Annotated in this window: 12 protein-coding genes, 13 tRNA genes and 1 pseudogene; 23 read left to right on the top strand and 3 right to left on the bottom strand. The window is 31.9% G+C overall.

Annotation, left to right across the window (positions count from 1 at the left end; translation table 11 throughout):
* Positions 1-93 precede the first annotated feature (93 nt).
* From hpf to CRO04_RS16165, 18 genes are all read left to right on the top strand, one after another.
* Complete coding sequence (gene hpf, locus CRO04_RS16240) at positions 94-615, top strand: ribosome hibernation-promoting factor, HPF/YfiA family (protein WP_097005307.1); 522 nt, start codon at positions 94-96, stop codon at positions 613-615.
* Positions 616-724: 109 nt separating this feature from the next.
* The gene (locus CRO04_RS16235) at positions 725-1,207 is read left to right on the top strand and encodes a hypothetical protein (protein ID WP_097005306.1); all 483 of its coding nucleotides are present in this window, start codon (positions 725-727) and stop codon (positions 1,205-1,207) included.
* Between the two features lie 300 nt (positions 1,208-1,507).
* Positions 1,508-1,657 (top strand): hypothetical protein, encoded by a 150-nt coding sequence (locus CRO04_RS26325; protein ID WP_166432588.1) that lies wholly within the window; start codon positions 1,508-1,510, stop codon positions 1,655-1,657.
* A gap of 99 nt (positions 1,658-1,756) precedes the next feature.
* Positions 1,757-1,838, top strand: a tRNA-Leu gene (locus tag CRO04_RS16230).
* Between the two features lie 4 nt (positions 1,839-1,842).
* Positions 1,843-1,926, top strand: a tRNA-Gln gene (locus tag CRO04_RS16225).
* Positions 1,927-1,932: 6 nt separating this feature from the next.
* Positions 1,933-2,003 (top strand) — tRNA-Trp (locus CRO04_RS16220).
* Positions 2,004-2,009: 6 nt separating this feature from the next.
* A tRNA-Gln gene (locus CRO04_RS16215) sits at positions 2,010-2,082 on the top strand.
* 28 nt (positions 2,083-2,110) lie between these two features.
* Positions 2,111-2,183 (top strand) — tRNA-Glu (locus CRO04_RS16210).
* A gap of 40 nt (positions 2,184-2,223) precedes the next feature.
* Positions 2,224-2,302: transfer RNA gene (locus tag CRO04_RS16205), tRNA-Leu, on the top strand.
* 14 nt (positions 2,303-2,316) lie between these two features.
* Positions 2,317-2,388 (top strand) — tRNA-Lys (locus CRO04_RS16200).
* 4 nt (positions 2,389-2,392) lie between these two features.
* Positions 2,393-2,465: transfer RNA gene (locus CRO04_RS16195), tRNA-Glu, on the top strand.
* A gap of 5 nt (positions 2,466-2,470) precedes the next feature.
* Positions 2,471-2,541 (top strand) — tRNA-Thr (locus CRO04_RS16190).
* A gap of 45 nt (positions 2,542-2,586) precedes the next feature.
* Positions 2,587-3,153, top strand: coding sequence for an opioid growth factor receptor-related protein (locus CRO04_RS16185; RefSeq protein ID WP_097005305.1), 567 nt, complete (start codon positions 2,587-2,589; stop codon positions 3,151-3,153).
* A 9-nt stretch (positions 3,154-3,162) separates the two neighbouring features.
* A tRNA-Cys gene (locus CRO04_RS16180) sits at positions 3,163-3,233 on the top strand.
* A gap of 3 nt (positions 3,234-3,236) precedes the next feature.
* Positions 3,237-3,316 (top strand) — tRNA-Leu (locus CRO04_RS26320).
* Between the two features lie 60 nt (positions 3,317-3,376).
* A tRNA-Arg gene (locus tag CRO04_RS16175) sits at positions 3,377-3,448 on the top strand.
* A 19-nt stretch (positions 3,449-3,467) separates the two neighbouring features.
* Positions 3,468-3,537 (top strand) — tRNA-Leu (locus CRO04_RS16170).
* Between the two features lie 237 nt (positions 3,538-3,774).
* Positions 3,775-4,716, top strand: a complete 942-nt coding sequence (locus CRO04_RS16165) for a DNA-methyltransferase (RefSeq protein ID WP_097005304.1) — start codon at positions 3,775-3,777, stop codon at positions 4,714-4,716.
* A 120-nt stretch (positions 4,717-4,836) separates the two neighbouring features.
* Here CRO04_RS16165 and CRO04_RS16160 read toward each other — a convergent pair whose 3' ends face one another.
* Together CRO04_RS16160 and CRO04_RS16155 are read right to left on the bottom strand one after the other, a co-directional pair.
* Entirely contained in the window at positions 4,837-5,886 is a 1,050-nt protein-coding gene (locus tag CRO04_RS16160; RefSeq protein WP_097005303.1) for a hypothetical protein, read from the bottom strand.
* Positions 5,887-6,141: 255 nt separating this feature from the next.
* Entirely contained in the window at positions 6,142-6,621 is a 480-nt protein-coding gene (locus CRO04_RS16155; protein WP_097005302.1) for a hypothetical protein, read from the bottom strand.
* A 144-nt stretch (positions 6,622-6,765) separates the two neighbouring features.
* Here CRO04_RS16155 and CRO04_RS16150 point away from each other — a divergent pair, with 144 nt between their 5' ends.
* From CRO04_RS16150 to CRO04_RS16135, 4 genes and pseudogenes are all read left to right on the top strand, one after another.
* The gene (locus CRO04_RS16150; protein ID WP_097005301.1) at positions 6,766-7,188 is read left to right on the top strand and encodes a hypothetical protein; all 423 of its coding nucleotides are present in this window, start codon (positions 6,766-6,768) and stop codon (positions 7,186-7,188) included.
* A gap of 49 nt (positions 7,189-7,237) precedes the next feature.
* Positions 7,238-7,744, top strand: coding sequence for a hypothetical protein (locus tag CRO04_RS16145; protein WP_097005300.1), 507 nt, complete (start codon positions 7,238-7,240; stop codon positions 7,742-7,744).
* A 952-nt stretch (positions 7,745-8,696) separates the two neighbouring features.
* Positions 8,697-10,249, top strand: a pseudogene (locus tag CRO04_RS16140) (flotillin family protein).
* 448 nt (positions 10,250-10,697) lie between these two features.
* A complete protein-coding gene (locus CRO04_RS16135; RefSeq protein WP_097005299.1) occupies positions 10,698-11,894 on the top strand; it encodes an MYG1 family protein in 1,197 nt (398 codons plus the stop codon).
* 93 nt (positions 11,895-11,987) lie between these two features.
* Here the strand turns inward: CRO04_RS16135 and CRO04_RS16130 are convergent, their stop codons facing one another.
* Positions 11,988-12,194: a hypothetical protein gene (locus tag CRO04_RS16130; protein WP_097005298.1), complete on the bottom strand. Its 207-nt coding sequence runs from the start codon at positions 12,192-12,194 to the stop codon at positions 11,988-11,990.
* 161 nt (positions 12,195-12,355) lie between these two features.
* On the opposite strand from CRO04_RS16130, the gene CRO04_RS16125 reads away from it, so the two are divergent.
* Complete coding sequence (locus CRO04_RS16125) at positions 12,356-12,556, top strand: hypothetical protein (RefSeq protein ID WP_097005297.1); 201 nt, start codon at positions 12,356-12,358, stop codon at positions 12,554-12,556.
* The last annotated feature ends 245 nt before the right edge of the window (positions 12,557-12,801 follow it).

Below are 12,801 nucleotides of genomic sequence, written 5' to 3'. Positions count from 1 at the left end.
TGCCAAATGACATTATATATGTGTCAACAGAAGTCAACGGAGCATATATAATGTTTTGATATTTCTGTATTAAAAACAAAGGAGAATTTCAATATGAAAATTTCTATTATTGGTAAAACAGTCACAATCACTGAAGGAATGAGAGAGGCTATTACTGAAAAGCTATCAAAATGCGAAAAATATCTGAAGGAGAGTACTCCAGTGAAGGTGTTGATACGAACTGTAAAAGATGACCAGATCATTGAAGTATCCATTCCAATTGAAAAGAATAAAGTGATTCGAGCAGAAAGAAGAAGCAAAGATCTTTATGAAGCAATTGATATGGTTGAGGAAGTTCTCGCTAGACAGTTAAGAAAACAGAAAGAGAAGATGTTAGAAAAGAAGCGCATTCCAATAAACTCTGTTTTAGAAACAGAAAAAGAATTGGAAGAGCATTATTTAGTTGGAAAAGAAAAACAGTTTGATCTTGAGATGATGAAACCAGAAGAAGCTATAGAAGAGATGGAGTGTCTAGATCATGACTTCCATATCTTTATGAATATCCTTGATGGCAGAATTGGTGTTGTATATAAAAGAAAAGAATATGGATATGGACTACTTTCGGCTAATATGTAAAAGAGAGAGAAATACTCTCTTTTTTTATCTAAGCGTAGAGTATAATGAGTCATAGTAAAACAGAAAATATGGAAGCAGTAGATGTAATATTTAATAAAAAGGAGAATCTATGAATCTTATAAGATTTAAAGGTGATAAAGAAAAAGCTTTATCTACAGCTGACTTACCAACACGTGGAAACAGAGAATTTGCAGTAACAGAGGATAATCAGATAATTATAATTGACTCATGCGGAAACTATGTTCACCAAACCTATCCTGCAGTTGCCTCTGAGTCAGTAATAAATAAAACAAAATTTATATGGTGTATAGATGAAATAAAAAAATATAATAAAAAGATAGATAATATTAATAAGGTATTCGAAGAGAACTGTGAGGATAGCGTCTATTGTCCGCTATCTTTAGAGGATACACTAATCGAACTATTAATGACTGTATTTGATGATAAACATGAGGCTATTTGTTTTTTTATTTGTAGTCTAGATTTTGGTGAAAAATGGTTGCCAGGAATGTTTATGATAGATGGGAAGGATGTAAAATTAAAAACTTCAGAAGATTTATATGATTTTTTAACCGGCGAATTAAATGATTAGCGAAGTTTAAAAGGCAGCATCTGCCTTTTTTTTTAGAAAATTTAAAAAAGTGGTTAACATTTTTTGAATTTCTATCATAATATATATGTAACATAAATCAAGATATAAAACAAAGCTGTCCATATGTGAATATTTGGATAATGGCCTTGGGCAAATAAGAGTTAAATGAATTGAAAGCCGGTCTGGTTTTTGAGTTTACTCGATATAGGAATATTTGCTGGTTTTACACCTTAAGCCGCCATTAGAAAAATATGTTACTTCCTTCGATAATAGTCAAATTATTAAAACAGGATGGTTTAGGTGAATGATAGTACACATGCTTACAGCAAAAGATTAAAAAAGGAGATTAAAAAAATGAGATACCTTCGTCAATTATTGCAGGATTGTTTAGAACAAAAAACTACTCTTAAAAACAAAGAGTGGTTAGTTTCTGATGTGAAAATTGAATGATAATATCGAAGTTTTATTAATCCATAAGTTTGTTTATACATGTAATTTGTGTGTATCAATGGGATTACTTCGGTAGTCCCATTTTTTATTTATACTTATGCTCACATGGCGGAATTGGAAGACGCATGGGACTTAAAATCCCAGGAAGAAATTCGTGAGGGTTCGATTCCCTCTGTGAGTACTATACGGATATCGCCAAATGGTAAGGCACCGGAATTTGACTCCGGCAAGTGGTTTATCCCATGCAGGTTCGAGCCCTGCTATCCGTGTTACATAGGTCCTTGGCGTAAGTGGTAACGCATTAGTCTCCAAAACTAAAGTTAGGGTTCAAGTCCCTAAGGATCTGTTTAATAGCCCATTAGTCCAATTGAAAGAACATCCGATTTTGATTCGGAAAGTATCAGGTTCAAATCATGAATGGGCTGCTTATCATTGTAATTAATGATAAAGTTTGGCGTCTTAGACAAGTGGTTTAAGTCACCGTCTTCTCACGGCGGTATCGCTGGTTCAAATCCAGTAGACGTCATTTTATCTGTATAATTTTCAACTTTTATTATGGATAATAAGTCGGTATGGTGGAATGGAATACACACTTGACTTAGAATCAAGCGCAAAAGCATAAGGGTTCAAATCCCTTTACCGACATTGTTTCAAATTTTGCATGTGTAGCCAAGCGGAATGGCAACGGGCCTTTAACCCGTATACCACAGGTTCGAATCCTGTCACATGCACTCTGGCTCTGTAGTCAAGTGGTTACGACACCAGCCTTTCAAGCTGGAGATGTAGGGTCCAATTCCCACCAGAGTCATTTATGCTCTTTTAGTTTAATGGTAGAACGGCTGCCTCGTAAGCAGTTAATGACAGTTCGATTCTGTCAGGGAGCTTTCGAATAGTTGTTATATAGTCAATAAAATAATAGGTGAAATAACATGAGGATTTTAAATTTTATTATAAATTTGAGAAAACAAAAAAGATTTACTTATGAGGATTTCTTTCAAAATAAAGCTCGGAATATTAACAGTAATTATTTAAAAGATTACTGGGATATGAGTAATGATGAGTTGGAAATTAAACATGATTATATTCAATATATGTTTCCTTTGTATGAGTACTCTAAAGTAGAACCTTTTATTCCAATTTTAACAGAGTATGAAATGAATCAAATAAAAAGAGATTCAATGCAGTACTCTCTAATTCAAGAAAATATTAAAAAGTCATTTAAAATGATGTTAAGATTTTACGGCCTAAAATTAGAAAAAGTAGAAATTGAAAAAGGTAATGATTTTGAGAAGAGAAAAGAAATTTGGATAAATTCAGGAAACCATAATTATCTAAGAATTACAAGAATTCTAAAATGTTTAATGATATTTGAAATGATGGATGAAGCAATGGCGTTTTATAGAATATTATTGAAATTAAAAGAAGAATATCAAGAAGAAATTGACGATGTTTCAGTTGAATTTTGGACAGAAGCAATTGGTAAAATTGATAGTTAAAGTTTTTATGTACGGTTAGCCTTGCGGTAGGGCGTCAGTCTGCAAAACTGAAAAGATGGGTTCGACTCCCATACTGTGCTTTTGCTCGTATGATGGAATAGAATACATGGCTGACTCAAAATCAGCTGCCAAAGGCGTAAGGGTTCGAATCCCTTTGTGAGCATTTTTCTTTAAATGGAATACGCCTTATGGATTTAAATCCCATCATGAAAAATTTTATTACGTTTCTGTAGGCTAATGGATAGACCACCTGGCTACGAACTAGGAAATAAGGGTTCGACTCCCTTCAGGAACATTAAGTTCTCTTAAGAAATGTCCGTATGGCGGAACAGGAAGACGTGCATGGCTAAGAACCATGTGTGGGTTCGATTCCCACTATGGACATTATTGATTTAATACCTATAAATTTATTCATGCCCACATGGCGTAAGTGGCAAGCGCTGAGGATCTAGAATTCTCTTAAGTATCCATGTCGGTACGATTCCGGATATGGGAAGTTTTTTGAAAATTTTACATGTATACAAAAAAGTAAGAGCATGAAAGCTCTTTTTAATTTTGCTGTTATTTACTAATTATTAAAAAATACATTATATATTATATAAAATTATTAAAGGAGAAAAAATGTTAAAAAAAGAAGAATTTAATAATCAGCTATTTTTAAGAGACAACTTAGAATTATTAAAGAACTTACCGGACAATTCAGTAGATTTGATTTTTTGCGATATTCTCTATAATACAGGGAAAACTTTCGATGATTATGAAGATAAATTAGGTAATGCTATTGAGGCAATGGAATGGTATGAACCACGTTTAAGAGAAATGTGGCGTGTAATAAAAGATACGGGTGCGGTATATCTGCATTGTAATTACAGATTAATTCATTATTTAAGAGTCGAACTGGACAAGGTTTTTGGCTTTGACTCTTTCCGAAATGAAATTATTTGGAATCAAGGAAGCTGGAAGAATTATAGTTATGAAAAATTGGAATCTGCACACGAGAGTATGCTGTTTTACGCAAAACCGATTCATAGAATTAATGACAATATTGTAAAAGGGTATACCGATGTATGGACAATTGAAGCCCTAAATCAAAATGATAAATTTAGCGAAAAAGTTGGATATGAAGGACAAAAACCAATTGAGTATGTGGAACGAGTAATTAAAATCAGCAGTAAGCCTGGTGATTTGGTGGCTGACTTTTTTCTTGGAAGTGGGACAACATGTGTTGCAGCGAACCGATTGGGAAGAAGTTACTTGGGTTGTGATATTAATCCAAGATCCATTGAATTAACAGAAAGCCGATTAAAAAACTTAAGACCAAATTTGAATCTGGTTGAAAGTGCAATCACAAATCTTTTAGAATGTCCGACGGGATTATTTTACATAGTAGTAGATAGTGTAAAACAAATCTGCTTGAAAACAGAATATTTTAGCAAGCATGGAGGAGTAGAAGCGTTTATCGTTGAATCCGGAGAGATGTTATCTTGTGCAGGTATGACAGATACAGAAGAAGGATGTAAAGAAATAAAAGTCATTCCAATAACATTTACTAATTGTGATTAAAGAAAAGGAGCCTAGTAAAGCCAGACTCATATATAGCAAGTACAATAGCAGATAAGATAAGTAAATAAATTTAAAAAGAGAATGGAAAAACCAATTCTCTTTTTTTAATATGAAAAATTATTATTTCGTTATACTTGTAAGATATTTCTTAGCGAATTTTCTCGTCAAGTAGTAATTAATTTGGTCTGGTCTTGAAATTGTATCCTCAATCGATTCCATATATCGCCACAAATCGGGATTCACTTGTTTGAAAAAATCCTGGTACTCATCTGTCCCAACCTTTGCATTGAAATATTCCTCTATGTTTATTACATACGTATCAAGAATGGAATCTTCCAACCAATATTGAAATTTCGAATTCGGATAAAGCAGCTCATATTTAGCAAACTTCTGTATGCATTCAGCACCTGAGCATGTGTCACGCCAACAGTTTAAGAAAACTGTATCATAGTTTAAATTGACGTGGCTTTCCATATAGTTTTCATAATCACTTAATATGATTTCCACCTTGTTATTAGAGAATAAGGGTAAAATATTTCTTCTGATAAAATTATATATAGGCTCATCGGATTCTACAATTACAACTTTAAAAACATTATTTTTTAACGAAAGCATATACGGGTAATAGGCTAAACCGGATCCAAATACAAGTACATTTCCAGTTGCAGAGTTAATATGCTTTTTCATCGTATTAATCTCATATGGACCAACACTATCTAATATAGAGCCGTTCTCTTTTAACGTGTAAGTATACGCTGGTCCATCGAAGATTCCTAATTTAAAAGTTTTCATCAATTCAGAGGTTTGATTAGGTTGATCTATGATACAATACTCATTTTTCATGTGAAATTTTGTTTCGAGTTTTAATCTTTCGTTCTCAAATAACGGCAGTGAAATGTTTTCTAGATACGGGTTTTTCATTAAGTCAACTGAATGAATTATCTCTAACTTTGGAAATGCTTTGTCAAAGGCTTCTTGATCGATATTTCTTTTATTCACAGCATATTGTTTGAATAGTTCTCTGGATTGATTTGTATCAATGAATTCTCCATTTTGTACTGTAGCTCCATTTACAATTTCTTCCAGAGAAGCAACAGTCGTAAAGGCAGATCTGTTTTGCTTTAATTTTATTAATTTTGAAGCAATGCGATTTGTTAGTTTTACATTCATGATTTTTCTTCTTTCTTGTTTTCTATAGTATGTAAGAAAATATAATAGAAAATGATTTTTGCAATTTTATTGCTATTATCTATATATACCTCATCCGTAGAAATTTCTCTCAAAATTTTTCCTAATCATAAAATCAAATTTAGGTATAGAAAAAAAGGCCCAAAGGCCTTTTGATGTACTATTTCAATAAATACAATATATATTGCAGATATTTAAGCCCAGTAATTATCTTTAAAAATGAGTTATTACAATAGGCTATTTCTGATTGAGTGTGATAAACTCCTCATAATCGAAAGCCTTAGAATCTCCGTGTTTATAGAGAGTAGTGCCTGGATAATTGGATGAGTTTGGATAATACACTCCATGAGCTTTTTTTCGAATATTACTTCTAAGTGTTAAAATATTTGTAGCATATTTAGAACTAGTGTCCTCATAATAATCAGTCAGTTTCGACTCCATAGACATCAACTGACGCTTGTCTTGTTCCGTTATTTCATGAAACGCACAAAAATCACAAGAGCAATAAATTTTCCCTTTTGAAAGCATTCCTTTATGTTTTACATACCAATAAGGGCGAATATTACCACATGAATAATAATCAGAATCATAACAGTCTTCAACACCATTGAAGTATGAGGGAAGGTTATCAGATCTATATGAATTAATAATTCGTTCCTTTCTATTAATTGCTTTTTTTCTCATCTTTCTATAATAATCTCTTGTCCTGTTTGTCATTTAGTTATGCTCCTTTTTGTTTATCTTTATAGTTTAATTATGCAATATTGTTAATAATGACAATTATAATTTCAACATCATTTTAACTAAATTGTGTTCTTACATAATATATAAGGCAATAAAAAACAGGGAGGTCATTAAAAAATGGCGAAAATTTTTAAAACAAATTCACAGGAACAAGCGCTTAAGGATATCGTAGATTCATTAAAAATCGTATCTTCACTGAATGAATTACTAAAAGATGAGGATGTATCTGAATGCAAAATAAAGGTTATGGGTACGACAAAATGCGGATCAATTAATGAACAAATTCCTATCCCGTATACAATGATTGCATCACCATTAAAGGATTACAGGAAAAAAATAGTGAAAGAAACTTTAGATAAATCGAAAACTTATAGCATTAAATTAGAAGAAAACGAGGAAGAGATTCTTGGAATTAGAGCAAAAAAGGATGTGGAAGTAAAAGATATTGAGGTGAATTCTGCAGAAAGTAATACTGAAATTGAAGTAAAAGAAAGTACAAATATCATGAATACTGGGTATCATAATTATTTTCAAAGATAAAAAATAAATTAGGTGTTGTATATTTTGTAAGGAAGAAAGGGAGGAAAATATGGCATTATATATAATGATTGGTGCATTAATTGGTGCGGTAATTGCGGTGATAATGGCTATGGCAGTGGGAGTTGATTTCATGTTCGAACTACCTAGCGTTATAGTGTTGGCGGTGTTTTTTGCAGTAATTGGGAGTACATGTGGCTATACATACGGAAGTGTGCTGGATTGTAATGTTAAAACACAATATATCGGAGATATAGATCTTTTAGATTCTGATTTTTCTTGCGAAATTGATAATTTTAATAACAAAAAGGTTCATGTTAGAAATCAAGAATACCTTATCAATTCAATTGAAATTATTAATGAAAATGGATTGTTTATAGAGACATATGCAAATACAACACAAGTAACAAAAAAAGTTTTTTACACATATAAACTGGTGATTGGTAATAAAACAAATAATAAAAAAATCGATTTGTTTCTAAAAGGAAATATTATAAATAATGATGAACTTATAATAACTAAAAAAATAGATAATATAAAAGATTTCAGAGAGCCTTAAGGGCTCTTTTTAGTTATTCAAAAGAAATATAAACTCGTTTTAACGAGTATAAACTCCGTCAAAGACGGATTTGCGTAATAAGTAATAACGAAAAGAAAAAAATAATATAAAAAACTACTTTTATAATTTCAAAAAAGATATGGGTATTCCTTGCTTTTTTTTCTTTCCTTCTTTTGAATTGCCCGGCAATTTGATTTTCTTTTGATTTCACTTTTTAAGAACAATAAAAGAAAACAAAAAAGAATACTCTTGGCATTGACTTTGACAAATCATAGTTCCTGCATTTGTCTTTGTCTCTAAATCAAACATTTTGCTTACTTGTGTTTTTTAGCTTATTTGTTAAGAAACTTGCATGAGTGCTTTTATTAACTCTCCATTTTCTATACTATTCCTCATATATGATACTAGAAAATTTATACCGTGGATCGTTTGATTTAGTATTTGACATGCCTTAGTTCGTCTCTATCGTGCCTAATACTTCATGGTATACCATTATTAGTGATATTTGGGCGTAGTAATAAAGTCAAATGTAGAGTCAAGATCTGAAGTACATGAAAATGAGAAACATATAAATTATAGTTGGGATAATTCTGGACTGCGTTATTATACCAAAATTAGAGCGTATATTAATTTATAGCCTATTGAATACAAGTTAATTAATACCTATATCTCTGATATTTTTAATTAAACAAATAGATGAAAAACTATTTATTTGTTTTAACATTTATATAAATAAAAATGATCGATATAACAATCGTGTTATTACCACATCGACAATATTAGAATCCGTGAGTTGAAAAATGTTCTTAATTGAAGCCTAAAATTATAGTATCACAAATATTGATTTTAGATAAATAAGGCCAATATGATTTGTGATCGCAATAGGAGAAATAACGTTACCTTATTCTAATTAACAAATCGAGATTTATTGGTAAAATAATAGAAGAATCGTGTGTTAGAAAAATTATTAAGTATTGTTCCAGTTATTGTTGTAGCCATTGCAGTTTTAGGTATTCTTGCCTCAGGTTATGTAAAGGCACCACCGGATACCGCATACATCATTTCTGGACTGAAAAAGAAAAAGAAGATTTTGATTGGCCGGGCTGGAATTAAGATTCCGTTCTTGGAGAGACTGGATAAGCTGAATTTAAAATTGATCCCGCTTGATATCCAGACAAAGGATCCGGTGCCCACCCAGGACTGCATCAACATTTATGTAGATGCAGCAGTAAATGTAAAAATTAAAGCAGAAGATGAATTGATTGATTTGGCTGCACAGAATTTCCTAAATAAAAGTGCTGAAGAAATTGGTTCAATCGTATCAGAGGTTTTAGAGGGTAATGTCCGTGAAATTATCTGTACCATGAAATTACGGGAATTGATTGGAGACAGAAAAACATTTGTAAACAAGGTTTCTGAAAATGTAATTCCAGACTTAGAAAAGATGGGTATTGAGCTTGTAAGCTTTAATGTTCAAAATTTCCGTGATGAAAATGATGTCATCAACAATTTGGGTATTGACAATATTTCACAGATTAAAAAAGATGCAGCCATTGCAAAAGCAAACGCAAATAAAGAAGTTGCCATTGCTCAGTCGGCAGCTGACAGAGAAGCGAATGATGCCAGAGTAAGTGCTGAGTCTGAAATTGCCACCAGAAACAATGAACTGGAAATTAAGAAGGCAGAATTAAAACAGATTTCAGATGCCAAGAGAGCTCAGGCGGATGCAGCATATGAAATCCAGAAGCAGGAACAGCAAAAAACCATTCAAACTGCTACTGTAAATGCAGAGATTGCTAAGACAGAAAGAGAAGCGGAACTGAAAGGAAAAGAAGTTGCAGTTATGCAGCAAACTCTGGAAGCAGAAATCAATAAAAAAGCTGATGCTGACCGTTATGCTGTAGAGCAGAAAGCGGCAGCAGATTTGGCAAGAAGGCAAAAAGAAGCAGAAGCTAAAAAGTATGAGCAGGAAAAAGAAGCGGAAGCGAAAAAAGCGCAGGCAGAGGCTGAAAAGTTTGCAATGCTTCAGGAAGCAGAAGGTATCAAGGCAAAGGGAGAGGCAGAAGCTATAGCTATTCAGGCAAAAGGGTTAGCAGAAGCAGAAGCAATGGAAAAGAAAGCAGAAGCTTACCAGAAGTATAACAAAGTAGCTACAGCTGAGATGATGATCAAGGTCCTTCCAGAGATTGCCGGTAAGATTGCAGAGCCACTTTCTCAGATTGAGGTAATGGTGATGCTGGTAATGGAATTGGCGCTGTTGCTGGAAATGTGCCGATTGTAATGGCTAAATTGTTTGAATCAATGAAGGAAGCAACTGGCGTTGACCTTTCTGAAATCATGAAAGCCGATACATATGATGCGAAAGTAACGAAAAATCTCAATATTACTGGTATCCCGGAAAATGTGTCCTCTACGGATGCGGCAAGGGCAGTATTAGCAGCAGAAGTTGGTACAGAGGCAAAAGATGAAACGGATGAATTAGACAAACCGCTTTATGAAAAGTAACAATAATTAAAGAAGAAGACTGAGTGAAAACTCTTCTTCTTTTTTTTATATAAATGAGTTTTAATTTGTTATAATAAAATTCTCGCATTCTATTATTAATAAGAATAATTAGAGAAATCGTTGATTATTACATAAAACGTATTCAGTTATCAAACCCATTAGGCAGACATGATTATGTCCATTATTTTCTGGAACGGTGAATTGAAGAGAAGCTAAGGTAAGTTTACAATATGAAAATTTGAAAGGCCAGATGAACTGGTTCTTTTTTGTTTTAAAGAATTTCGCTTCTGATTCTGTTTCTGCTAACAAATCTATCATTATATCTATATCAAACTTAGTTTTATTAAAGTTTGAATCCAGAATACCAATGTATGCCGATGACTAACCCGACAGGAGTGCTTGAGTCAACAAAGCTGGATTTGTAAAACGAAAGGATATAGATATTACTATGTTTTCTGAGAGCCTGGCCCGCTCCACCGGCCATTTAAAAATATATAATGAAGGAATCACACATAATGGAACATTTCATGCAGATGATGTCCTTTCTACTTGCTTACTAATTCTAATTAATCCCAAATTCTCATACAAGCGTTTAAATGAAGTTCCTGCCTCATTCTCCGGTATTGTTTATGATATTGGAGGAGGAAAGTATGATCACCATATGGAGGTAAAGAAACGAAACAATGGAAAATTGTATGCAGCTTTTGGTCTTATATGGAAAGATTATGGCTCCTGTTTTATGGAACAAGAGAATGCTGAACTATTTGATGATGTTTTTGTATCTGAAATTGATAAATGCGATACATCATCCAACACAAACTTATTATCCTCATCAATTGAGTATTTTAATCCAAAGTGGAATTCAAAAATTAAGTCAGATGTAGCATTTGATCATGCAGTTCAAACTTTTTTACCAATTTTAAAAGGATTAATCGAACATTTTAAAAATTCAACATTTATCCCGAGATTTTGTAAAACAATTAATCCCGATATTATGATAGCATTGGAAAATATCAATGAAAAGCAATATTATAATAAGAACAGAATTCATTATGATAAAGTAAGTAATGCTTGGAATTTATATTATAAAAATATTTTTATGAATGATGATAATAGAATGTTTGAGAATACATTTATTTCTCAAGTTAATAAGACATATGGCAAATACAAAACTTCACCTTTTATACTTGGTATATCATTAATTCCGAGAAGAAAGAGGATTGATATCTTAGAAGAAATTATTCTGGAGAGAATTCAGAGTATCAATTCACTATTACCGGCAAGAGAAGAGTGTGAGAGAATTTATAAAAGTTCTAATAGAAAAGATCTTCTTATATTTGATCGATATTTACCTTATACATCTCTCTCTACTGATCATGAAGATGTAAAGGGTGTTATTTATCCATCAGAGAGAGGCGGTTATAGCGTTTTATCTATAGACATGAATGAGGAAGAAAAACAAAGAATTGGCCTGGATTTAAAAGCTGGATATAAAAGAATGTATTTTCCAGAGGAGATAAGAGGAAGAGATAAAGCACTCTTAAATAAATTTTCTAATGGCTTAATTTTTGTACATCCGTCTGGATATATTGCATCATGTAACGAGCTTCAAGATGCAATAAATTTTTTTAATAAAATTATTTAAAGGGTTATATATAATATAGTTAATAAAAGACAAGTACCTTAGAGTACTTGTTTTTTTATAAAATAAAAAAGCCATATCGATGGCTTTTAGTATTTATACTACAATTTTATGAATCTTACTACATGGGACCAGCTGCAGATCTTTAGGATTTTTTTGATTATATTCTCTAATCAAAGGAATTTGCTGATCCATCTTTTTAATCATATTTTCAGCTTTATGTATATTTGCATATAAATATTGTCTTTGCCTCTGTTTCATAGCTCTAGCTCTTTGCTTGTTCAATTCTTTTTTAATATTCATAAATACACTCCTGTAAACTTTAATAATTAATTACAGAAATAGTATGATAGAAAATTTGAAAATAAATTAAAAATCCGGGATATGATTATAAAATAGCAAAACCAAGCTCAAATAAAAAATAACATAATAGACTTACCAAAGACAAAGAGAGGATGAGTATAATGACTAAATTATCAAAGCAACAAATTTTAGAACTGCCTAAATATTGCTCAAATTTAAAAATTGGAGGAAGTTGTTGGGTTAATTGTCCTTATAGGGAAAATGGAAGATGCGAACTTGAGACCAATGAAGTACTAACAGCAGCAATATCATATCTGAAAGACCAATCGAATAATACAAATAAAGAAGTAGTAGAAAAATGATTTGCTGGTCGACTTCCATCAATAAGTGAAAATAGCTTTTATATATGGGTTCAGGATTTAATTTATAATACCTATTGTGATAACTGGTTTTGGGATGACACAATATTGGATTCAACAGAACCATATTAAAAAATTTAAGTCTAGATTGAATATGACTTATTAGATATAAAATTTGAAACACATTTGTAACCTTTTGTAACATCTTAGATTAAATCTATCATACTATTTAATGATGATGTTATTTA

This window comes from Lacrimispora amygdalina, from assembly GCF_900205965.1.
Lineage (GTDB): Bacteria > Bacillota > Clostridia > Lachnospirales > Lachnospiraceae > Lacrimispora > Lacrimispora amygdalina_A.
Note: the sequence above shows the minus strand (reverse complement) of the source record. Positions and strands in the feature narration are given on the sequence as shown.